This window comes from Limosilactobacillus fastidiosus (assembly GCF_014145505.1).
Lineage (GTDB): Bacteria > Bacillota > Bacilli > Lactobacillales > Lactobacillaceae > Limosilactobacillus > Limosilactobacillus fastidiosus.
The window spans coordinates 189,599-212,210 of record NZ_JACIUZ010000044.1; the positions used below are offsets into that span (position 1 = coordinate 189,599).

Annotated in this window: 19 protein-coding genes; 14 read left to right on the plus strand and 5 right to left on the minus strand. The window is 40.3% G+C overall.

Features of this window, described 5'->3' with window-relative positions; genetic code table 11:
* Nucleotides 1-127: 127 nt before the first annotated feature.
* From H5R64_RS08395 to H5R64_RS08405, 3 genes are read left to right on the plus strand one after another with little or no spacing between them, the layout of a single operon-like run.
* A complete protein-coding gene (locus tag H5R64_RS08395; RefSeq protein ID WP_182581226.1) occupies nucleotides 128-1,084 on the plus strand; it encodes an aspartate carbamoyltransferase catalytic subunit in 957 nt (318 codons plus the stop codon).
* Complete coding sequence (locus H5R64_RS08400; protein WP_182583345.1) at nucleotides 1,084-2,382, plus strand: dihydroorotase; 1,299 nt, start codon at nucleotides 1,084-1,086, stop codon at nucleotides 2,380-2,382. The genes H5R64_RS08395 and H5R64_RS08400 overlap by 1 nt, the downstream gene beginning before the upstream one ends.
* Complete coding sequence (locus tag H5R64_RS08405; protein WP_182581224.1) at nucleotides 2,379-3,296, plus strand: dihydroorotate dehydrogenase; 918 nt, start codon at nucleotides 2,379-2,381, stop codon at nucleotides 3,294-3,296. The genes H5R64_RS08400 and H5R64_RS08405 overlap by 4 nt, the downstream gene beginning before the upstream one ends.
* A 66-nt stretch (nucleotides 3,297-3,362) precedes the next feature.
* Here H5R64_RS08405 and H5R64_RS08410 read toward each other — a convergent pair whose 3' ends face one another.
* Both H5R64_RS08410 and H5R64_RS08415 read right to left on the minus strand, forming a co-directional pair.
* Entirely contained in the window at nucleotides 3,363-4,079 is a 717-nt protein-coding gene (locus tag H5R64_RS08410; RefSeq protein ID WP_308184660.1) for a potassium channel family protein, read from the minus strand.
* An 18-nt stretch (nucleotides 4,080-4,097) separates the two neighbouring features.
* Nucleotides 4,098-5,072, minus strand: a complete 975-nt coding sequence (locus tag H5R64_RS08415; protein ID WP_182581223.1) for a polyprenyl synthetase family protein — start codon at nucleotides 5,070-5,072, stop codon at nucleotides 4,098-4,100.
* 73 nt (nucleotides 5,073-5,145) lie between these two features.
* Between H5R64_RS08415 and H5R64_RS08420 the strand changes: the two genes are divergently transcribed.
* The gene (locus H5R64_RS08420) at nucleotides 5,146-6,042 is read left to right on the plus strand and encodes a prenyltransferase (RefSeq protein ID WP_182581279.1); all 897 of its coding nucleotides are present in this window, start codon (nucleotides 5,146-5,148) and stop codon (nucleotides 6,040-6,042) included.
* Between the two features lie 83 nt (nucleotides 6,043-6,125).
* Here H5R64_RS08420 and ubiE read toward each other — a convergent pair whose 3' ends face one another.
* The 3 genes from ubiE to H5R64_RS08435 form a co-directional block, all read right to left on the minus strand.
* The gene (gene ubiE / locus H5R64_RS08425; protein ID WP_182581129.1) at nucleotides 6,126-6,830 is read right to left on the minus strand and encodes a bifunctional demethylmenaquinone methyltransferase/2-methoxy-6-polyprenyl-1,4-benzoquinol methylase UbiE; all 705 of its coding nucleotides are present in this window, start codon (nucleotides 6,828-6,830) and stop codon (nucleotides 6,126-6,128) included.
* Between the two features lie 12 nt (nucleotides 6,831-6,842).
* Nucleotides 6,843-8,054, minus strand: a complete 1,212-nt coding sequence (locus H5R64_RS08430) for an MFS transporter (RefSeq protein ID WP_182581130.1) — start codon at nucleotides 8,052-8,054, stop codon at nucleotides 6,843-6,845.
* Nucleotides 8,055-8,117: 63 nt separating this feature from the next.
* Nucleotides 8,118-9,485 carry an MFS transporter gene (locus H5R64_RS08435; RefSeq protein ID WP_182581131.1) on the minus strand — a complete coding sequence of 456 codons (1,368 nt, stop codon included), beginning with the start codon at nucleotides 9,483-9,485 and terminating at the stop codon, nucleotides 8,118-8,120.
* A 121-nt stretch (nucleotides 9,486-9,606) separates the two neighbouring features.
* On the opposite strand from H5R64_RS08435, the gene H5R64_RS08440 reads away from it, so the two are divergent.
* From H5R64_RS08440 to secA2, 10 genes are all read left to right on the plus strand, one after another.
* The gene (locus H5R64_RS08440; protein WP_182581132.1) at nucleotides 9,607-10,461 is read left to right on the plus strand and encodes a metallophosphoesterase family protein; all 855 of its coding nucleotides are present in this window, start codon (nucleotides 9,607-9,609) and stop codon (nucleotides 10,459-10,461) included.
* Between the two features lie 260 nt (nucleotides 10,462-10,721).
* Complete coding sequence (rpsN, locus tag H5R64_RS08445; RefSeq protein WP_182581133.1) at nucleotides 10,722-10,991, plus strand: 30S ribosomal protein S14; 270 nt, start codon at nucleotides 10,722-10,724, stop codon at nucleotides 10,989-10,991.
* 335 nt (nucleotides 10,992-11,326) lie between these two features.
* Nucleotides 11,327-11,890 carry a redoxin domain-containing protein gene (locus tag H5R64_RS08450; RefSeq protein ID WP_182581134.1) on the plus strand — a complete coding sequence of 188 codons (564 nt, stop codon included), beginning with the start codon at nucleotides 11,327-11,329 and terminating at the stop codon, nucleotides 11,888-11,890.
* Between the two features lie 20 nt (nucleotides 11,891-11,910).
* Nucleotides 11,911-13,563 carry an FAD-dependent oxidoreductase gene (locus H5R64_RS08455; protein WP_182583347.1) on the plus strand — a complete coding sequence of 551 codons (1,653 nt, stop codon included), beginning with the start codon at nucleotides 11,911-11,913 and terminating at the stop codon, nucleotides 13,561-13,563.
* Nucleotides 13,564-13,680: 117 nt separating this feature from the next.
* The gene (locus H5R64_RS08460) at nucleotides 13,681-14,709 is read left to right on the plus strand and encodes a sugar transferase (RefSeq protein ID WP_325064706.1); all 1,029 of its coding nucleotides are present in this window, start codon (nucleotides 13,681-13,683) and stop codon (nucleotides 14,707-14,709) included.
* Nucleotides 14,710-15,083: 374 nt separating this feature from the next.
* Nucleotides 15,084-16,277, plus strand: a complete 1,194-nt coding sequence (gene secY2, locus H5R64_RS08465; RefSeq protein WP_182581137.1) for an accessory Sec system protein translocase subunit SecY2 — start codon at nucleotides 15,084-15,086, stop codon at nucleotides 16,275-16,277.
* Between the two features lie 2 nt (nucleotides 16,278-16,279).
* Nucleotides 16,280-17,800, plus strand: coding sequence for an accessory Sec system protein Asp1 (gene asp1, locus H5R64_RS08470; RefSeq protein WP_182581138.1), 1,521 nt, complete (start codon nucleotides 16,280-16,282; stop codon nucleotides 17,798-17,800).
* 11 nt (nucleotides 17,801-17,811) lie between these two features.
* Nucleotides 17,812-19,323, plus strand: coding sequence for an accessory Sec system protein Asp2 (asp2, locus tag H5R64_RS08475; RefSeq protein WP_182581139.1), 1,512 nt, complete (start codon nucleotides 17,812-17,814; stop codon nucleotides 19,321-19,323).
* Between the two features lie 4 nt (nucleotides 19,324-19,327).
* Nucleotides 19,328-20,230 carry an accessory Sec system protein Asp3 gene (gene asp3, locus H5R64_RS08480; protein ID WP_182581140.1) on the plus strand — a complete coding sequence of 301 codons (903 nt, stop codon included), beginning with the start codon at nucleotides 19,328-19,330 and terminating at the stop codon, nucleotides 20,228-20,230.
* Complete coding sequence (secA2, locus tag H5R64_RS08485) at nucleotides 20,227-22,593, plus strand: accessory Sec system translocase SecA2 (RefSeq protein ID WP_182581141.1); 2,367 nt, start codon at nucleotides 20,227-20,229, stop codon at nucleotides 22,591-22,593. Before asp3 ends, secA2 begins: the two co-directional genes overlap by 4 nt.
* Nucleotides 22,594-22,612 lie beyond the last annotated feature (19 nt).

The window sequence follows — 22,612 nt, forward strand, 5'->3', positions numbered from 1 at the left end:
AGGCTAGAAAGACGACTTTTTCAAAGTAAGATTAACTAACTTTAAAAAATTTCGTTAACACCAGGCCTCCACTGTTCCTGGTGTTTTTCTTTAGGGCAAATTTTAAATAAAGGAAGTTAATTCAATTATGACTGAATTACCATTAGTTAAGCTCCACCACTTCGTTACTGTTGAAGATTTAACGGCAGAACAGGTCCTTTCACTGATTCACCGCGCTGAATATTATAAAGACGGTGGAAAGACGCCAACGTTAACTAAGCCGGTTTACGTTACTAACGCTTTCTTTGAAAACTCAACGCGAACGCACACTAGTTTTGAGGTTGCAGAAAAGCGTCTTGGCTTAACTGACATCTTTTTCGATCCCCAACACAGTTCAGTTAAAAAGGGTGAGACCATGTATGACACCATGTTGGTAATGGATGCTCTTGGGGTAGACTTAGCAGTTATCCGTCACTCCACGAATGCTTACTATGAATCGCTAATTCACCCTCAAGCAGATTCTCACCTTGACATGGGCATTGTTAATGCGGGGGATGGTTCTGGACAGCATCCCTCTCAAAGTATGCTTGACATGATGACAATTCATGAACACTTTGGCCACTTTGCCGGTCTTAAAGTCGGGATCATTGGTGACATTACTAACTCTCGTGTAGCCGGTAGTAATATGGAAATTTTAAATCGTCTCGGTGCTTCAGTTTACTTCTCCGGGCCTGACTACTGGTACGACCATGCGTTTGATAAGTACGGTAAGTTCATGCCTCTTGATGACCTAGTTAGTGAAATGGACGTTCTTATGCTCCTCCGGGTTCAACACGAGCGTCATGTTAGGGATGCCAATGAAGCAAAGTTCTCAGCCGAATCTTACCATGAAAAATATGGAATTAACGAAGCACGTTATAACCGGATAAAGAAGAATGCGATTATCATGCACCCGGGCCCAATTAATCACGATGTTGAACTAGCAGGAAGTCTGGTAGAAGCACCTAACTGCAAGTTTTATGAGCAAATGCAAAATGGAGTTTTCATGCGAATGGCAATGTTAGAAGCTGTTCTTCGTGGACGGAAGTTAGGTGGTTTAAAATAATGAAAATACTAATTAAGGGTGGCCAATGTTTCGTCAATGGTCGACTAGTGGAAGCAGACGTATTGATTCAAGATGGTAAGATTCAAGCATTGGGGAAAGGAACAATCGCTGAAGATGAGACTAACCAAGTGATTGATGCTCATGATAAGTTAGTTACTCCAGGTTTAGTTGATGTTCATGTTCATTTCCGGGATCCCGGCTTCACCTATAAGGAAACAGTCGAAACGGGGAGTAAAGCTGCTGCCCATGGTGGTTTTACAACCGTGGGAGCAATGCCTAATGTGGACCCTGTTCCGGATACTCCAGATAAAATTCGTCAGATGGTTAAGCGTAATCAAAAAGCTAGTGTTGTTCATATTGCTCAATATTCAAGTGTTACAGTTAATCGCCAGGGTGATCAGCTGGTTGATTTTCAGGCCATGAAAGCTGCTGGTGCCTTTGCTTTTAGTAATGACGGTAGTGGGATTCAAACTGCTGGGACAATGTATCGTGCTATGGCTGAAGCAGCTAAGGTCGGCTTACCGTTAGCAGCTCATGTTGAGGATAATTCCCTTCTTTTTGGTGGGGTAATGACGGCTGGAAAGACAGCAGACAAACTTGGGCTACCTGGAGCACCAAGTGTTTCCGAGTCGGCGCAGATTGCCCGAGATTTAGTCTTGGCTAAAGTAACGGGAGTTCATTATCATATTTGTCATGTTTCAACGAAAGAAAGTGTTGAATTAGTTCGCCTTGCAAAAAAAGAAGGGGTTAATGTGACTTGTGAGGTAACACCACACCACCTCTTACTAGCTGACCACGATATTCCCGCAAATAATTCGTATTTTAAGATGAACCCACCACTTCGACATGAGGAAGATCGTCAGGCAGTGATTGAAGGACTGCTTGATGGTACGATTGACATGATTGCCACCGATCATGCCCCTCATTCTCGAGAAGAAAAGCCAAAAGACGACATGCGTGGGGCTGCAAACGGGATTACCGGAAGTGAAACTGCCTTTGCGATGCTCTATACTAAATTTGTCCGGTCAGGAGTATTTAGTTTGACTCAACTGCTAAACTGGATGAGTGTGGTTCCGGCAGAACAATTTGGTCTAAGGAATGCTGGCCATTTGGAACCAGGACAACCAGCTGATATCGCAATTTTTGATTTGAATACCGAACGGCAGATTACTAAAGAAGGTTACCGCTCAAAAGGGGTAAATAACCCCTTTACCGGTCAACGAGTATATGGAACCACGGATCTAACATTAGTAGATGGTAAAGTTGCTTATTCACGAAATGGGGAGGATTTTGCATGACGGATGTACGCGTTACCGTAAATTTACCTGGTCTGAAAATGAAAAATCCAGTGATGCCTGCTTCAGGAACCTTTGGCTTTGGGGATGTCCCTCAGGCACGCAAGTATGACCTTAATCGACTGGGGGCAATTGTAATTAAGACAACTACACTCCAAGCACGGACAGGCAATCCTCAACCACAAATTAGTGTGTTAGGAGATGGGGTCTTAAACTCAGTTGGTTTAACAAACCCGGGAGTAAGGGTGGTTGCGGAAGAAAAGATTCCCCAACTAAAGCGGCAATATCCAGACTTACCGTTAGTTGCAAGCGTAGGCGGGGCAAGTGTTGAAGATTATGTTAAAGTTACCCAACAATTAGTAGCAACGCACCTAGTAGATGCATTAGAAATAAATATCTCCTGTCCGAATGTTAAACACGGTGGAATGGCATTTGGAACCGATCCTAAAATTGCAGAAAAACTGACACGAGCCGTTAAGGTGGTAAGTAGGGATGTTCCTGTTTATGTTAAATTAACGCCCAATGTGACCGATATTGTTGAAATTGCAAAGGCTGTTGAAGCAGGAGGTGCAGATGGCTTAAGTATGATTAATACGTTATTGGGAATGAAGATTAACCTTAAGACTAGAAAACCGGTTCTTGGTAATGTGATGGGTGGCCTTTCTGGAACCGCCGTTAAGCCGTTAGCTATCAGAATGATTTACCAGGTTTCCCATGCCGTTAATATTCCGATTATTGGCGAAGGAGGCATCGCGTCCGCAGAAGATGTTATCGAATTCTTTCTAGCTGGGGCTTCCGCTGTTCAGGTTGGCTCTGCTCATTTTCATGATGCGTTGGCTATGCCGCATATCATTGAGCAGTTACCTCAAAAAATGGCACAATTGGGAATTGGCTCTTTAAGTGAGCTTCATAAATAGCCTTCAAATAGAGAAAACTCCAGAGTTTAATTTTAAATCTCTGGAGTTTTTTATATTATATATTTCCTATTTTTTCTCAAGTTTATTTAAATGTTCATTTAACTTTTTTAATTCAGACCGTAATTCCCGATTTTCCTTTTCAATCACGTCCAGCTTATCTTGAACCTGATTATTATCTGCTTGAGAGAAGTACTCAGTGATGGTACTGGTGATCACCCCAATTAGGCCAATTCCAACAAGCATTAGTAAAACACCAGCGACTCGCCCAATTGTGGTTTTGGGTGAAATGTCACCGTAACCAACAGTAGAGGCAGTAGTGATTGCCCACCAGAGTGCATTCGAAAAACTTGTTTTTTCAGAAACACTATACATGGCGGCAGAAATTAGGAGAACGGCACAAGTTACATAAGTATAGTAAAGGAGACCATCCTTTTCGATAAACTTGTTTAATCTCCCCGTTAGACCGATTAACCTGACGATCCGTAAAGCGGTAAAAACTCGGCTGATTCGGTTCCAACGAAAGATCCAGGAAAGACCACTGACCGGAATGATCGAAAGCAGATCAAAAATATTATGTTTAAGAAACTTCTTTTTATCCTTGGCGAGGAAAAAGCGGGTAAAGTAATCAACCGTAAAAATGACTAAGATCCAATTATTGACTGCTTTAAATGGCTCGTTATTAAGGTCAAGTTCATGGGCAAAGTCGAAAGCGATTAAGAGGATCGAAACGACCGCCAAGATTGCCATTGTCAGAAGATATAAAATGTATAATTGTCGTTTCAAATTATTACTTCCTTATGCTTATATTGAGCGGTCTAAAAGTTGGCCAGTTACTCGCTTCAATAATTTTTGTGTCCCGTTAATTGGTAATTCATCAATTAGTTGTAAAGCTTTATTGGTAAATTTACCCGCTAATTGATGGGCCTGTGTGACCCCACCATAACGATTAACTAATTCTTGGACTTTTAAAGTATCCTTGTACGTCATGGTGCGTTTCTTGGCTAGGTATGGCATTAGTTCTTCTTGGTAATCTTTGAGAACTAGAAGAAGTGGAAGAGAATAAACACCAGTTGAAAGGTCTTCTAGAATTGGTTTATTCAGGCCCCCATCAATTTTATAATCCAGGATATCATCAAGAATTTGGAAAGCAATTCCAATATTTTGACCAATGTGTTTAGCAAGATGGACAGTTCTCGAATCAGCGCCACCAAAATAGGCGCCTTCCTGAGCAGCTAAGCTAAAGAGAGTAGCGGTCTTACCATTAATATTACGGTAGTATTCGAGAAAAGTTTGTTGACGGTATCGCTGGTCCATTTGGCCAAGTTCTCCAGCTAAAATTTTTTGCATTGCTTGGGCATTGATTGAGAGATATGGTGAATTTTCCATAGTTTCTACTAAAAGATCAAAAAAGACTGTAAAGAGGAGATCCCCACTATAAACAGCGGTATCCTTGCCAAAAGCAGTTTGGATACTCTCTTCTCCTCGCCTTTCAGGAGAATCGTCAATGACATCATCATGAATCAGAGTTGCCATATGGAGGATCTCTAATGAGGAAGCGATTTTAATTAGTTGCGGACTCTTCCAGTTATTATTGCCAAACTGGGCAAAGGTTAAGCAAAAGGCAGGCCGTAAATATTTGCCGCCTTTTGAAGCCATTTTTTTTAATGCTGTTTGTAAATTTTGATTGTTAACTTTTATTCGTTGGTTAATCAGCTGATTAACTTTTTCTAATGCGCTATTAAGTTGCGGATCACTTTGGAAATAATGATTGTCCATTGAATGATAATTCCTTTGTATTGGTGTACTATCATATTGTAACAATAAATTAAATAGAATTGGAAGTATGAATGTGTCATTAGATGTCTTTTTAGAATTAGTTGAAATTAAGGCAAAGACTGCTAGTATCCTGCCGATGCTTCTCGGGGTCTGTATGAGTATTTATTATTACCACTCATTTAGCCTGGTTAACTCAATCCTCTTTTTTATTGCAATGCTACTTTTTAATATGGCTGTTGACATGATGGATAATTATAATGATTATAACCATGCTGTTGATACTGAAGACTACAAAAAGAATACTAATATAATTGGTCGGGAAAAGATTTCTCCTAAATTAGTGTTAGCTTTAATCTTCATCTTTAGTATTGTCGCAGCTTTAATTGGGATTTATTTGGTAATCCGGGTTGGCTTACCACTTTTGTGGTTGGGAATTTTCTGCTTTGCTGTGGGAATTCTCTATTCTTCGGGTCCTTTTCCACTTAATAGTTTGCCAGTTGGCGAATTTTTTTCCGGCTTTACAATGGGGTTTATGATTATGCTGATTTCAGTTTATATTAATAAAGCCGGTAATTTTGATTGGAGTTGGCGGAACTTAATTAAAATCTGGTTAGTGGCGTTGCCGTGTGAACTGTGGATCTCAAACTTGATGCTCGCTAACAATATCTGTGATGCTCAAGAAGATGAAAATAATCATCGGCACACGATCATTCACTTTATCGGTGTCAAGCAGGGACTCAATAGTTTCACGACTAAAAATGTGATTGCTTTCTTAGCAATTATTACCGCCGTCATGGCTCGTTTAGCACCATGGTCGATGCTTTTAACACTTTTGATTATTCCCTTTGTAGTCAAACAAACTAAAATTTTTTATCATGAGCAAGTTAAAAAAAGGACTTTCCCGTGTGCTGTAAAAATCCTCCTTATCGGTTCCCTCGTTCAGGTAATAACGTATGGGATTGGAATGTAGAAATTGTGATTCAGATATTCAATATAAGAGTATCGGCTCTTATGTCACTAGCTTTAGTTGTTGGTGATGGGAGATGTATTATTTTACTCTTTAATCCCAAAATGAAGTGCAGCAGCACCAAAATTGAGTGGAGTATAGGTTACGAATTTGAATCCAGTATTTTCGATCATTTTAGCTAACTGTTTAGCGGATACAAACTGTTGACTCGTTTGCTGGAGGTATTGATAGTCGGTTACTTTGCCTCCAGCAAGCTTAGCTAGATAAGGAAAGGTTTTAAAGTACATTTTCCACCCAAGCTTAATAAATGGATTAGTCGGTTGCGACATTTCAAGAACCCCTAGCTGACCACCAGGTTTCAATACCCGGTAAATTTCAGTCAATGCTTTATCAGCATCCGGAACATTCCGTAAACCAAAGCCGATGGTGACAATGTCAAAGGAATCGTCATCTAATGGGAGATTCATCGCATCCCCGTTAATCAAAATTAGGTTTGGGATCGTCTTTGCCTTGCGTTTAGCAATTTTTAACATTGCCGTATTGAAATCGACGCCGGTAACACGACCTTGGGGTAACCGTTTAGCCATCGCAATCGTTAAGTCCCCAGTCCCACAACAGATATCAAGTGCCTTAATTCCTGGTCTGAATTCTAAGCCTGCCAAAAGCTTTTTTCGCCAGCATTTTTGTGTTCCCAAACTGATAACGTTGTTAAGCTTATCATAGTGGGGTGCCACTCGAGTAAATAACTGGTTAACTTCGTCTTCACTTTTTAAATGATTTGTTGTTGTCATGCTGATATCTCCCTAATTGCTATTTGCTTTTTTTGGTTGAACAATGACAACCAAAATGAAGTTAAGAAGTAAAGTAAGTCCGGTAATCGCAAAGACCATTGGGTATGAGGATAAGCCAGAAATAACAGAACCTAAGAGCGAACCAAAAACCGCACCTCCAGCTTGGAAAGACTGATTAATACTGAAGACTCGACCAAAAGCTTCTGTTGGTACGTTGAGCGTAAGAACTGTCTGTGCAGCTGGCATTAAGGCAGCATTTGCAATGCCAAGGAGGAAACGCCAAAAGGCTAATGACCAAGGCGAATGGGTAAAAGTCATCGGAATAAACAAGATAAAAGCGGTGATTAGCCCAATCCGTAATACTCTTTCCGGTCCAATTCTATCCATTGTATGACCGACTTTGGATGCGGCAATTAATGTTCCCAGCCCTGGTGTTGCGGCAACAATTCCGGCAACGAAAGCAATGTTCCCGTGGTTATGCATCAACTGACGAACATATAAACTGATGATTGGGCTAATAGACATCGATGATGCCATTACTATCAAGGTCGTAAAGAAAGTCACAAAGATTAATTTGAGGTTTGGAATATCAGCCATTACTTCCCGAATTGGTCGCATCTTTTCCTTCTTAATTGGAACAAAATGCCGTTCCTTAACCAAAAAAGTAGTGCTAAGGAAAACGCAGAACATTAAGAAGCCGGTAATAAAGAAAGGAATTCGGTAACCAAAAGAACCGGAAAGGGCCCCGCCAAGTAATGGACCAACTAGGTTTCCGGCAATTCCGGCAGTTGAAATGGCGGACATTGCCCAACCGGATTTACTGTGGGGCGTTTCACCAGCAATTAATGCCGCAGCGTTGTTAATGTAACCGGAAAAAGCACCTTGGAGGAACCGCATTCCGATAATCATCCATGCAGATTGAGAAAGTCCTGTAATAAAGATAGTACAAGCCATCACTCCTGAAGCCCGCATACACATTAGTTTTCGACCTTTTTGGTCAGCGAGGCTCCCCCAAAGTGGTGAAACAATTGCCTGACTCACGAAGGTTGCACCAAATGCTAACCCAGAATAGAAATTTAATTGAAATTTGGAAAAGTTACCAAGTTCATTGATAAAAAGTGAAACGAACGGCATCGTCATTGAGAATCCCATCCCGGTTATAAAACAACCAATCCATAATGAATAGAAAGTTTTGCGCCACTGTGGGGATAGCTCAGAATCCATATAAATAATTACTCCTTTTATAATTGTAATAATTATGAGTATAACAAGTTCTCCTACAAGAAGCTATTTCTGGTTAGCTTTCTTAATATTTAAATAATGGTAGAAGCATAAAATCATTAAGACCACCATAATCACAGTTGACCACATACCATAGCGGATCCCACTTACTAACGAAGTGGGAGTATTAGCAATTACCACGCAAAGGGTAACCGAAACGGCTCCTGATACTTGACGAAGAGTATTATTGAGGGCTGTTCCATGACTATTTTCTTCCTGACTTAACTCAGAAAATGCTTCCGAAAGGGCAGGACTGAAAACAAAGGCATTTCCAATCATCCGGAGCATATAGGCTACGGTAAGAATAAGGACTGAAGAATGGTGGTTGACTAGGACTAACGGGATCGAAGCCAACAGCATAATTACCGCTCCAATCATAACCAACCATTTTGGTCCATACTTGTCATAAATCGGGCCAACAAAGTAAGCGGTAATGGCATTTCCAATCGCACCGGGAAGAAGGATTAACCCTGAGAGAAAACTTCCTATTCCAAGAATTTTTTCCGTATAGATTGGCATTAATTGTTCTGTACCCAGAAGAACCATAAAAGCAAAGATTCCCACAATTGTCATCCAACGAAAGGAAGGATAGGCAAAGATTTGAACCTTTAACATTGGGTTTTTCAAGCGAAGTTGTCGCTTAGTAAAGACGGCAATAATAAGGAGTCCAACAATAAGCATCGCTAAACCATACCATAGGTTAATTTGGAAAACGGTTAAGCTTCCTAGTGCTAGACCAGAACCAATCAAAGAAATTAAAACTGAAAGATAGTCGATTTTAATTGGTCGTGGAGTAGAAAAGTTGGGTAACTTTAGATACCCAACAATAAAAGCTAGGATCATTAATGGCAATACTAAAATAAATAACCAACGCCAGGAGAGAAATTCTAGGATTAATCCAGAAATGGTTGGACCCAGAGCCGGGGCTGCAGAAATAACCAGACTGGACAAACCAAGGATGGCACCCCGCTTTTCTATTGGGTAGATCGAAATCATGGTTGTCATTTGGAAGGTCATGAGCATTCCCCCAGCTGCCGCCTGAATCAGGCGAGCTAGCAAAAGGGTAGCAAAGTTACTGGCAAAACAGCCGACAAGTGTTCCGATGATAAATGTTCCGATAATTCCAGTAAAGACGTGTCGGTTAGTAAATTTCTCATACATATTGGATGAAAGTGGGGTTACAATCCCGATAATTAAGGTATATCCGGTTGTTAACCACTGAACTGCATTTAGTGAGACATGAAGCTCCTCCTGAATAACTGGCAGTGCTGTTACCATCATGGTTTGACTGGCTAAACTGATGAAACACGCTCCAAGTAACACGATAGTAACGATTCGACGAATCCGTGAATTGATTTGACCTTGTTGATTCACACTATTACCCCTTTATTTTAGATTACTAAAATAGTTTACCATGATCTGTCAAATCAAATTTTACGTCATTTAAAAATTCTTCTGGTACAATAAATGTGATTCTAGGAGAGGAAGCAGTTTAATGAAAATAAGGATTGCAGTTTTTTCTGATGTCCACGGAAACCTGAGTGCAATGCGGGCAATGTACCGTGATAGTCGTCAGCAGCATGTTAATCAGTACTGGTTTGTTGGTGACCTATTGATGCCAGGACCAAGTGTGAGTGAAATCTGGCAATTGTTTAAGACGATTAGTCCAACGGTAATTGTCCGGGGAAATTGGGATGATCTCGTAGTAAATGGTGTTCGGGGGAAGATGGATGTGAAGTTCCCATCACATATTTACTTTGGTCGACTAGCTCAGTATGTTGGTCAAAATGCTCCACGGGGGATGGTTGAGGAGATTGCAAGTTGGCCATTGCATGTTACGAAAAAGATTGGTCCACTTAATTTTGGAATTTCTCATAACTTACCATGGCTAAATATGGGGCAGGCTCTCTTTCCAACACAGGCGACACAGAACTTTGATCAACTTTTTTCAGCTGCTGATCCAGCGATTGATGTCGCAATTTATGCTCATGTTCACCATGAGATCATGCGTTATGCTAGTGATGAGCGAATTGTGATGAATCCGGGAGCAGTTGGTGAACCTTTTAATGGGTGGGATAAACTCCATTGTGATATGCGAGCTCACTACCTGGTGATTGAGGTAGATGACATGGGGATGGCGTCCGTTAACTTCCGTCATGTTGGATATGATCGGAAAGCCGAGCAGGCAATTGCTGATCAGTCTGCGGTTCCGTATCTTGAACTCTATGACCTGATGATGAAGACGGGGCGAGCCTACACTCATGATCCAGAAAAGCTGACCCGACTTAACCGGAAATATGGCTATGCTCAACAGTACTTAGACTACTGCAAACGAATTGGTCAAAAATAGTCAAATTTCTTGCAAGTCTTACAAAAAGTTAGTATAATTAAATATAAAGAATTGTTCGCAAATGTTAATTAATAATTGTGCGAACCTTAATATACACGGGGGTAAGCACATTTCGTTGCAGCAGTCGCATGAAACAGGATATAGGTTAATTGGGAAAATTAAGAACGGGCTTTTGCCATTAGTTTATTTCTGTTTCGTCATTCTGTCATCGTCAATTTATTTTTAGAAAATTTATTTATATAAAAGGAGATCTTGAATATATGGCAAAAAAGTCTAAAATTGCTAAATTAAAGCATCAAGAAGCATTGGTAAAGAAGTATGCCGCAAAGCGTAAGGAATTAAAAGCTAAGGGTGACTACATTGGCTTATCCAAGTTGCCACGGAATTCTAGTGCGGTTCGCCTCCACAATCGTGATCGTTACGATGGTCGTCCTCACGCCTACATGCGTAAGTTCGGAATGTCTCGTTTAACTTTCCGTGAACTTGCCCATAAAGGTCAGATTCCTGGTGTAAAAAAGGCTAGTTGGTAAGGTCGTAGAGCGCCGAACTTGTCGTCGGAGTTTGAGGTCGTTAGAGCTCAAGCACGTTTGACTATGCTGTCTAGTAGCGATTTTGTACTACTAAAGCTTTTAGTAAAATATTGTTAACATAATCATGAGAGTGTGCTAAACTACTAATTAGTAGTTAAGTAAATAATTTAATTGATTAATGACAGCTAACTTAGGTTGATAAGCTCCTAAGTTAGCTTTTTTTATTTTAAATAATTAATTTAAAATAATTCTAATTTAGCCTTGATCTTAGTCTTAAATTAACTATACTAAAAGTGTAATTAAGAATGGTTCTAAATTAAGGAGAGGATTTTATAATGAACTTTATCGGTCACGAAATTGAAGATTTTAAGGTTAACGCATATCAGGATGGTAAGACTAAGGAAGTTACCAAGGCTGACGTCTTAGGCAAATGGAGTGTTTTCTTCTTCTACCCAGCTGACTTTTCATTCGTTTGTCCAACTGAACTAGAAGCCCTCCAAGATAAGTATGAAGACTTTAAACAAGCTAATGCTGATATTTATTCTGTTTCTGAAGATACAGAATTCGTTCATAAAGCATGGGCTGAAGCATCAGAAAAAATTGGTAAGATTAAGTACAACATGTTAGCTGACCCAGCTGGCAAGCTTGCTCGGATGTTTGATGTTTTAGATGAAGATGCTGGTCAAGCATACCGTGGTGTCTTCCTTGTTGACCCTGATGGCAAGACTCAATCATATACAATTAATAACATGGGAATTGGTCGTAGTGCTGATGAAATCTTACGAACACTTCAGGCTGCCCAATTTGTTCGTGAACATGGTGATCGGGTTTGCCCTGCTAACTGGAAGCCAGGTCAAGATTCAATCAAGCCAAGTCTTGACTTAGTTGGTAAGCTTTAATTTAATAGGAGGAAACACCGATGAGCGAGCATATCTATGACTTGATCATCGTCGGTGCCGGGCCAGCTGGATTAACGGCTGGCCTTTATGCTGGTCGGGCAACCCTTGATACTTTAATCCTTGAAGGAAATAGTGTCGGTGGTCAAGTAACGACGACATCCGTTGTTTATAACTATCCCGGGGTAGTAGAAGTCGACGGTACCGAACTGATGAACAAGATGCAAAAGCAAGTTGCGGACTTTGGCGTTAAGATTAAGCACGCTGAAGTTACCAAGTATGATCATTTAAATGATGATGTTAAAACTGTGATTGATGCTAATGGGCAACAATATCAAGCCCGAAGCATTATTATTTCTGGTGGGGCTAACCCCAAGAAAGTTGGTTTCCCTGGTGAGGAGAAGTTTCGAGGGCGGGGAGTAGCATACTGTTCGACTTGTGATGGCGAACTCTTTACTGGGTTGCAAATCTTCGTTGTTGGTGGGGGTTATGCAGCAGCAGAAGAGGCCGATTACTTAAGCCGTTATGGCAAACATGTTACTGTATTGGTTCGGGGTGATCAATTTACTTGTCCACCATTGATTGCTTCTCGGGCATTGGATAATCCCAAGGTAAGTGTGGAATATAATACCGAAGTCGAAAGCGTTGAAGGTGATGATTACCTTACCGCTGCTACCTTGATTAATAATAAGACTGGTAAAAAGACCGTTTACCACCTTGATGATGGTGACCAAATATTTGGCATCTTTGTTTATGTGGGTACCCAACCAGCAACACAGAGTCTTAAAGGGATTATCAGGCTTAATGAACATGGATATATCATTACGGACGATCATCGGCAAACAAATATCCCTGGTGTTTTTGCGGCTGGCGATATTATCGAAAAGGAACTTCGACAAATTGTAACAGCGACTGCTGACGGTGCTGAAGCTGCAACGGCTGCCGAAAAATATGTAACTGAACAAAAACAGCGACTAAGGATTCCGATCCATTTTAATGCAAAGGAACCGGCGAAAACGGTTGGGCAAACTTCTTCGCTTGAGCACCAGGAAGAAGTCACTCCGCATGTGGGTAATTGGTTAACAGCTGATATTGTGCAACAATTACAGCCAATCTTTGCTCGCTTAACAAGAAATGTTAGCTTACAGATACTGACCAACGAAACGCCATTAAGTGCTCAGTTAGTTGACTTTGTAACCGAATTTGCCACATTAGATGGACACCTGAATGTTGAAATCAAAGCAGCTCAGCACGCTAAACTCCTTCCTCAATTAAGACTACTTGACGATACAGGGAAAGATACTGGACTTCATTATGTCGGTATTCCAACTGGTCATGAGTTAAACTCACTTGTTCTTGGAGTATATAATGTTGCAGGACCTGGACAAACAATTTCACCAGAAATGACTAACCGGATAAAAAAACTTCCTGCAGCTAATATAGAAATTGGGGTTTCACTTACTTGTCATTTCTGTCCAGATGTAGTGGCGGCATGTCAACAGATGGCAGCATTAAATCCTAACATCACTGCTACAATGATTGACCTTCAGCACTTTCCTGAACTACGAAAGGCAAAGAATATCATGAGTGTGCCAGCTACGATGATTAACGATGGTCCGGTTATTTTTGGTAGCCAAACAATGGAACAACTTGTTAAAGCAGTTGAAGAAGCATGAAATGCAATAAAGTAAAATAAATAATGGATCGGGAAAGAGTTTCTCACGTTTCACCTGTATAACGTGGGACTTTTTTATAAAAAATTAACTCTGCTATAATTGAATCTAGAAAGAAGGATGGATAGCTTGAGAGTACACATTACCAATACTCACCATATGATTGGGGTAGCTAAGTTGGCACAACATATGGTAACTGACATTGCGACCAAGGAACTTGGTTTTCGTGAAATTGGTGTATTTCAATATCATGATGAAGGCGAAAGCAAAAAATCATTAAATGCGCGATTTGACGGGATGCTAGCGGGAGTTGAAATGGGGGATGTAATCGTCTTTCAGTCGCCATCTTGGAATTCAGTCGAATGGGATACTGCTTTATTTAAGCGGACGTTAGTTTACGATCACTTAAAACGGATCATTTTTATTCATGATGTTATTCCTTTGATGTGGAAGAGTAATCGTTATCTTCTTGAGAAGTGGATTAAGTATTACAATATGGCGGATGTAATTATCGTTCCTTCCCAATATATGGCTGATTTTCTTCGTAAGCATGGACTATCTGTAAAAAAAATTGTGATCCAAAAAATGTGGGATCACAAAGTCGATATCGATCTGGGAAAAGAAAAACCGCAGTATACGCCGATTATTAACTTTGCCGGCGATCCGACTAATCCAGAAAAATATGGATTTGGTGGTACTTGGTTTAATCCCAATGTTAAGTTACGAGTCTTTACATCACCAAAAGAATGGGGAGTTGGACGAAACATTGAATTCGTTGGCAGTATGCCTGATGCGTCATTATTAAACAATCTTCGTCATACGGGTGGCTTCGGGTTAATTTGGTCTGGAGATCCATATTGGCTTGAATATATGAAAATGAATTGCTCATTTAAGCTTTCAACTTACTTGGCTGCAGGACTGCCAGTCATCGTTAATAGTAGTACACCAGCACGTGATATTATAGAAAAAAAGAATCTCGGGATTATCGCTGATACCCTTCCTGAAGCTATAGAGCGCGTTCAAACAATGACGACGGCCGAGTATGATAAAATGGTAGAATCAATCAATGAATTTGCTAAATTAATTCAGGGTGGTTACTTTACAAAACGGGCGTTGACTGAGGCAATATTCAAAGCTTTTTATGAATAGTGATTTTGAATGAATATTAGATTGTTGAGGATTGTATCTACCGTCTTAATCCGTAGATCTTAGAAGTACATCTACATCTTGCCAGCCATATTTAGTCGCCGGGAATTACCATAAATATTAGAATATTGATTTTAAATTAAGAATACTAAAAAATAATTTATAGAATAAAATAGGTCGGTGAAAAAACTGTTTTTTCCTGACCCTTTTTCATTTATATAGTAATAAGTGTTTTATTTATAATCTATTTGCATTAAAATTAAATTGTTAGTAAGCTTTAGTGATCAAAGATTTCTCGTTTGTGGAGAAAAGAGTATCGGGAGATAAATCACTATTTATTGATTCTTAGCAGTAATAAATTTGAAAGCGTGTGAAAAATGCGAAAAACATCTCAGTTATCTAATTTGCGTCGCCGGGTTGCCGTGACGTTACTTACGTTACTGGTATACATGCTCGGATCATCAATTCCAGTTCCATTTGCACGATTTACCAAGTCATTCCATCATCTATTGAATAACACACCATTAAGCGTTGTTAGTTTTATGAGTGGGGCTAATTTTCAAAAATTATCGTTATTTATGATTGGGCTAAACCCCTTAATGATTGCCATGTTGATTATGCAGCTTTTAATGATGATGAAGTTGTTTAGCCTTGATTCACTATCGATGCGGCAGATGATGGTAGTTCAACAAATTATAACGTTAATTCTGACCTTAATTCAGGCAATTACTCTTGTTGTGGGCCTTCATTTGACGTCAGATGTTTTTCAATCAATTGCAGTAATTATTGTTTTAACCGCTGGAAGCTTATTTGTTGTCTGGATGGGATATATGAATATGGAATTTGGAATTGGGGGGACAATTACGATCGTTCTTTTTAACATGGTAACAATGTCACTCCCCAACCTAAAAAAAGCAGTTCAGGGGATTAGTACCTTATCCCATCCATTGTTCTGGGTAATTGCCTTGATCCTTGTAGGAGTTCTTGCGATTGTTTTCTGGAACGCTTTTGGGCATGCCTATTATCCAATCAAAACAATTAATACGTCGATGCCAAGCAGTGCTAAACCGGTTATTGTACCAATTGGCCTTAACTCTGGAGCCATGATGACATATATGATCGGAATGGCCCTTCTAATGTTTCCAACAATGATAGGGAGCTTTCTGGGTCGCAATTCGGTTTTTGCCAATGTATACTTTGACGCGATTATTAGTGGAGTTATGGCATTTATCCTTTTCTATTTTTTCGCATTTATGCAATTTAACCCTAAAGAACAAGCAAAGCAACTTCGGAATAGTAATAATTATGTTCTTGGAATTCGACCAGGAAAGCCAACGCAGGAGTACTTAAAGCAGAAGTTATTAAGGGTTTCCTTCTGGGGCGCACTGCTTAACGCTATTCAGTTGACACTAGGATTACTGGGAAACCAGCTTTTAGGAAAGTTTGCTGGCTTTGCAGTTATTCCAATGAATATTGTTATGCTGGTTATGTTTATGACTGGAATTAAAGACCAATTATTAACGCTCCTGTTCCCAAGCCGTTATGAGAAGTTAATGAAGAAAGAGGGATAAGCTTGGATTATTTAGTACCAGCTTGGCATGATTTAAAAGAAGACTGGGCCACGACTGTCCCTAAAATTGCCTTTGATGATGCTACAAGTCATATGCAGCTATTACAAAACACTCACAATAAGGTTGGCTTAGTTATAACGGACTATCAGCCACAATTAATGACCAAGATAAATGAAATGGCATTAGCGCCCGCAAGGATCTTTGCTGTTTTTGATTATTTACAGGGAATCGATCATCTTGCCGGTCGAGTGATTAGCATACGGGACTTGACTTGGCCTGATGATATTAGCTTTAATTACACCGCATTCCGGGTATATGCGATTCGTAAGGATAAAGTTTATGCTAAAGTAACGTTGGATAATCAAGGGAAAATCTTAACTGTCCAGTATTACGACCAGCAGGGACAAGTTAACCGAATACTTGATGTTGATAGTCGAGGTTTTATTTCTCGTGAAAGACAACTGAAAAACCAACAAACGATTGTTAATGTATATTATGATGAGCAGGGCCACTGGCGATTAAAACATTTCCTCCAAAATGATGAAGTAGAGATTAATTCTGCTCTTCCACAATTCACCAAACATCTTCATTATTCGCAAATGACAGACTTGATTTCAGAAATTGTTGAAAATCACTTTCTTGCTTACTTACACAAGGAAGATAACCTCATCGTAACAATGGATGATCAGTCAACGGTGAAAAATGAAATTTTTGCTAAGTTACGCCCCGTTTATTCGGTAAGTAGCTGGCATCCATTTCAAAAGACGCTTCAAGCATTACGAAGTGAAGCTAATCAAGGTATTTTTGTGGATTCGGAAGAAACATCTGCAATGTTGAAGAAAAACTATATGGTTGCTATTCAGACCGGAGTTATCCCACTTTTCCCATCTCAATTTAAGCTAGGGCACAGCCAGCAGATTCTTCAGCAACGAATAGGTGTTTTTGTTGAAAATGTTGATCCTGATTTGTTGCGTCCGATTATTGAATTAATATATCAGCGGTTACTTAAGAACCCGAAAGGTGAAGCTCTCTATATGTTTGCCTATACTACTGAAAAAGAACAGTTGGCAAACCAAATGATTGAAGAACTGAAAGCGGCTCATCCAGGTGAATTTAAGTTAAAGCCGGAGAAACCAATGCTCAAACGGGTTATTCCGGATGAAAAGGAGGAAACTCCTGAATTAGAAATCAGGGTGCACCGTTGGACAAATAACAATGATATGATGAGGGCCCTCGATAAGATTCGACTTGTTATTGATTGGGGAGAACGACCAGACAGTTTTCTTCAAATGGCAACGATTAACGTTGGAATCCCCCAAATCCGTCAAGCTGAAACAGCAGCAATCATTAATAAGAAAAATGGGTTTGTTTGTGAGAGTATTCTTCAACTTCCGATCGCATTAAGCTACTACATCGATAGCTTGAAGAACTGGAATACGGCATTAACATATGATGTTCAAATGCTTAACCAATATTCGGAAGAAAATATGTTAAAAGTTTGGCAACAAGTTACAGCAAAGTAAGGTGAGTAGTAATGAATGTTCTTCAACTCGGGCCGGAGGATTGGTCCACTAAATATGTAATTCCTGAAGACATAGAGTGGGAATATAATGCCTATCCACGCCCGACAGAGGAAGGAAAACCGCATCGTTATACGGTTGTGATCATTACCGGAGCAAATCAGCTAGATGATGAAGATTGGGCAAAGTTGCAATGGTTATCTGATCCATACACCGTCCTTTATGTTCCAGAAGCAAAACAGCAAATTAGCGTTGCCGGACAGACTTATCTTCGCCTCCAGCTAGCAAAGCCGATTAAAGAGGAGCCACAGAAACTAATTGATGGTTTGCCAAGTAAATATTATTTTGGTCAATCGGGGATGCGGGTTTCACCACAAAACTTGATGATTAACGATCAATATATTCAAGGAATGGAATTTCACGATGAGGGACATTTGATTCTGAATGTTGATACGGCAGAGCAGTGGCGTTCGTTAGGGAATTATCGCCCCTCACTTTTTATTGATCCAAATAGGGTTGTTAAATTTTGGCTTGAACAGCAGAGTACTAATAATTTACATCTTCGTTTACGTGCCTTTTATAGCCCTCTTGGTGGAGATGGTGACCCAGCAAAGTCATTTGTGCTTGATATGGATTCCACACAAGAACAGGAATTACCGTTATCTCCGGTTAGTGTAGGGAGATTAACCAATATTCAATTAGAAGCGAGGGGTCAAGGAGTTCTAGTTCTGGGTAATCTTCATCTTCGTTGGTCCCGTCGCGGGGTTGGTAATTATATCGTTGGTGGGGATCGATTAGTTGATCCGCAAACGCGGGAAGAAGTTGGTGTGTACTTTAATCCGGGTGATTTAAAGCCACCACTAAATGTTTACTTTTCTGGTGCCCGTGAATTAGAGGGATTTGAAGCCTATCCACTCTTTAGGAGTGTTCATGCGCCATCGCTTCTTTTCACGGATCCTCGCTTAGAGGTCGGTCAATTCTATACTGGTTCTAGCATTTCTGAGTTAATCAAAGAAAAGATCACTAAGCACCTTAAAAAATTAGGGTTTACGAATGATCAGTTAATAATAAATGGAATTTCAATGGGGACATACCCGGCTTTAAAATATGGGGCAGAACTAGGAGCACACGCAATTATTGTTTCCAAGCCCATTACGAACCTTGGTTATGTTGCTCTACGAGGACGCCTTCATCGACCAGATGAATTTGATACGATTTTTGATATTGATTCACAGTTAGCCAAGAACTTAAGTATTGCTGATTTGAATATGATCGACCAAACTTTTTGGGAAGATTTTACTGAATGTGATCTGACCAATACTAAACTATTCATTGCTTACATGAAAGATGACGACTATGACAACTTAGCGTACCATGATCTTGTAAATAATCGTGCCGTAAAAAAAGCTCGCCAGTTTATTTATAAGGGTTTTCCAGGTCGACACAATGATAATCCTGAGGTTGTTAGTTGGTTTGTTAGTCGGTTGAAAGAATTGATGCAGAATGATTTTGGCAGGAAGGGCTAATAAAATGCAAAGTTATATTAACCAAGTGTATTGGGGACCAGCGTGGAATACTTACTATAACGGTTCCAAAGTGACGATTTCCGCCAAAAAAGAAGTGGATTTCAATAATCCATTAATGGTTCCAGGAAAGAATATTATTAAATGGAGTTCTGTTTATAATTTTCAGTCAAATAAGATTGTTCCCCAATTACCATTGCTTCGGATTAATCAACGTTACCGAATTTCCGTTAAGGCTTCTTCTGATCCAGCACAAGGATTTTTTACGCGGATCGTATTTTTCAATGGTCAGGGTGAGGAAATTAATCGACTTGAATTTCATAATTTGGAAAAGGTGTTTACATTTCCAGTTGGCGCAGTTCACTATGAGATTAGTTTAGTAAACACGGGGTGTACCAGTTTACGGTTTAAACGACTTGAGATTTGTCCAGCAAAGCTGCCACGAAATGTTCATGAAAATCTGTGGTTTCATCAACCAATTAATTCCACTTCTGATCAACCCGTTAATGTTGTCGTAATGCACGATCCAAAACGAGTAAAGAAAACTTGGGAAGCGGTTGGAAAGATGCTTAATGGTCTCCCCTTACAGATCATTAGTATTGGCTGGCAGTATGATGGTGATCTGGCTGAAACGCTTATCCACTGGCTTGAACAGCAGAACCAACTTTATGCTCACTTAATTAGCACATCGGCTGATCTTGATAAGATCTTACGAAAAGTTCATAAAGCGAGTCCGCAAACCAAATTATTATTAACCGAGGCAACCCAGGATGATAAGTTGCATATTGACTATGAGATTTATGCAAGCCGAGATATTCCAGTATGGAGTAATGCTAACCTTGTTGATCCTGACTGGAATGCTATTACTCACGCAATTAATGGTTTGTGGGGAGGGGTGAAAGTCAAATGATCCTTGATGCTATTGAACGTCACGAGGTTAAACGTCAATTACGGAAAGTCAATAAGTGGGCTCCCAAAATGCGGGAGATGAGTGACGAAGAACTAAAGTCACAGACTAAGATTCTTCAGAAGCAACTAGCTGACGGGAAAACTGTCGATCAAATTCTTCCACGTGCCTTTGCTGCAATGCGTGAGGCTGATTTACGAGTGCTTAAGATGTTTCCGTATGATACCCAAGTAATGGGGGCGATTGTCCTTAACCAGGGTTATATTGCGGAAATGAAAACTGGTGAAGGGAAGACACTAACCGCTACCTTAGCCTTATACTTGAACGCTTTAAGTAAGCAAGGAGCAATTTTGGTGACACCAAACGCTTATTTGGCCCAACGGGATGAAGAACAACTTGCCCCCGTTTATGAATGGATGGGGTTAACAGTCAGCACCGGCTTTCCTAAGGATGATCCGGACCGAAAAGTTCGTCCTGAAGAGAAGCGAAAATGGTACAACTCGGATATCTTGTATACAACTGCTAGTAACCTAGCGTTTGATTACTTGTTCAATAATTTGGCGGCAAATAAAGATGGTCAATACTTGCGTCCCTACCACTACGTTATTATTGATGAAGTGGATGATGTTCTTTTGGACCAGGCAACCTCACCGTTTGTTGTTGCAAGTGCCCCAATGCTTCAGTCTAACCTTTACCGCTTATGTGATGACTTTGTCCGGACCCTTGTACCCAAACGTGACTTTACTGTTCGTCGCCGTGACAAGGCAGTTTGGTTGACTTATAACGGAGTTCAACGTGCTGAACAATATTTTCGGATTCGGAACCTGTATGGTGACGAAAGCCGAGAGGTATATCGTCACATCGCTTTGGCATTACGCGCCCACTATTTCATGAAGAATGGTCATGATTACTTGGTTGAAAGGGGGAAGGTTATTCTCCTTGATGAAACTGATGGACGGTTGAAAAACGGGGTTAAAGTTAATACTGGTCTTCACCAAGCGGTTGAGCAAAAGGAACATGTGGAGATTACTGATAACCAGAAAACAGCCGCCTCGATTACGTTCCCAAGCCTTTTTAGTCTGTTCGATAAAATTTCTGGAATGAGTGGGACTGTTAAAGGTGATGAGGATGAATTTATTAACGTTTACAATATGAAGGTTGTTCCAATTCCTACCCATAAACCAGTTATTCGAAAAGACTATCCCGCTAAGATTTACCTAACAACTTCGGAAAAATTGATGCAGGCCCTGAATGATGCAATCGCGCTTCATAAGGCAGGACGACCAATCCTGTTGGTTGCTGGTTCGGTGGAAAATTCTGAAATTATTTCTGAATTACTGTTGGACCGGGGAATCCCGCATAACGTTCTGAATGCCTTTAATATTGCCCGGGAAGCTGCAATTATTAAGGATGCGGGTCAGCCTGGAGCCGTAACGGTTGCAACTAACATGGCTGGACGGGGAACTGATATTAAATTAGGCCCCGGTGTTAAGGAAAAAGGTGGCCTTGCGGTTATTGGGACTGAGATGCTTCCAGAACGAGTCAAATTACAACTTGCAGGTCGTGCAGGTCGGCAGGGAGATCCGGGGTCGAGCCAATTCTATATTTCCCTTGAAGATAGCTATATTGCTAAGGCAAGTACGAAGCGCTTTAAGAAGATGTACCGGAAGTTAGTTGATAGCCGGCGTAAAGGGGCCATGCCGAAGGAACTGAAGAGTCCGCGCATCCGTTTTAGTCTTGAGATGCTAAAGAGTCGGGTAGCAGATGGTGAAGTACGTTCACGGAAGAAGACGAATAAGTATGAGGTAGCATTACGAATTCAACGGACCCAATTTTATAAAGAACGGGAAAAGTTGATGAATAATACTCGGTTAGAGCGGACTGTCGGAAACTGGTTAAGCGAAGGAATTGATGATTTCTTAAATACACAGCCTGAATGGACTCCCAGTCAGTTGCAACGCTTGATTAATGAGCACTTTACATATAAGGAAATTAAAGTTCCGGATAATCTAATGTATAACCGTAAGGAATTAAAGAAATACTTAGAAGGCTTGTGTACTGATATTTTAAAGGAGAAGTACAAAACCTTGATCAATACGGAGCAGTTAAACCAGTTTTATCGTGCAGCTCTATTAACCGCGCTGGATAGTTGCTGGACTGATCAGGTCAATTACCTTAATGATTTACGGATTATTGTTGAACCATGGTCACTGGCTGGTCGTGATCCCGGTTATGTATATCAAGTAAAGGCTTTTAACTCTTACCAAAACATGCTTCGTGAAGCACGGAAAAAAGCGGTTGATAACTTACTACTAAGTCGGATTAAGTTAAATAAGAAGAACCAACTTGTGGTTAGTTTTAACTAGTTATACGGGAGGATGATTA

Excerpts from the sequence above, each read along its gene's own strand:
- H5R64_RS08395 (WP_182581226.1), top strand. The coding sequence starts at position 128 with ATGACTGAATTACCATTAGTTAAGCTCCACCACTTCGTTACTGTTGAA.
- asp2 (WP_182581139.1), top strand. The coding sequence starts at position 17,812 with ATGAATGTTCTTCAACTCGGGCCGGAGGATTGGTCCACTAAATATGTA.
- secY2 (WP_182581137.1), top strand. The coding sequence starts at position 15,084 with ATGCGAAAAACATCTCAGTTATCTAATTTGCGTCGCCGGGTTGCCGTG.
- H5R64_RS08405 (WP_182581224.1), top strand. The coding sequence starts at position 2,379 with ATGACGGATGTACGCGTTACCGTAAATTTACCTGGTCTGAAAATGAAA.
- H5R64_RS08400 (WP_182583345.1), top strand. The coding sequence starts at position 1,084 with ATGAAAATACTAATTAAGGGTGGCCAATGTTTCGTCAATGGTCGACTA.
- H5R64_RS08430 (WP_182581130.1), bottom strand. The coding sequence starts at position 8,054 with ATGGATTCTGAGCTATCCCCACAGTGGCGCAAAACTTTCTATTCATTA.
- H5R64_RS08450 (WP_182581134.1), top strand. The coding sequence starts at position 11,327 with ATGAACTTTATCGGTCACGAAATTGAAGATTTTAAGGTTAACGCATAT.
- H5R64_RS08455 (WP_182583347.1), top strand. The coding sequence starts at position 11,911 with ATGAGCGAGCATATCTATGACTTGATCATCGTCGGTGCCGGGCCAGCT.
- asp3 (WP_182581140.1), top strand. The coding sequence starts at position 19,328 with ATGCAAAGTTATATTAACCAAGTGTATTGGGGACCAGCGTGGAATACT.
- rpsN (WP_182581133.1), top strand. The coding sequence starts at position 10,722 with ATGGCAAAAAAGTCTAAAATTGCTAAATTAAAGCATCAAGAAGCATTG.
- H5R64_RS08460 (WP_325064706.1), top strand. The coding sequence starts at position 13,681 with ATGGATAGCTTGAGAGTACACATTACCAATACTCACCATATGATTGGG.
- H5R64_RS08440 (WP_182581132.1), top strand. The coding sequence starts at position 9,607 with ATGAAAATAAGGATTGCAGTTTTTTCTGATGTCCACGGAAACCTGAGT.
- secA2 (WP_182581141.1), top strand. The coding sequence starts at position 20,227 with ATGATCCTTGATGCTATTGAACGTCACGAGGTTAAACGTCAATTACGG.
- H5R64_RS08415 (WP_182581223.1), bottom strand. The coding sequence starts at position 5,072 with ATGGACAATCATTATTTCCAAAGTGATCCGCAACTTAATAGCGCATTA.
- ubiE (WP_182581129.1), bottom strand. The coding sequence starts at position 6,830 with ATGACAACAACAAATCATTTAAAAAGTGAAGACGAAGTTAACCAGTTA.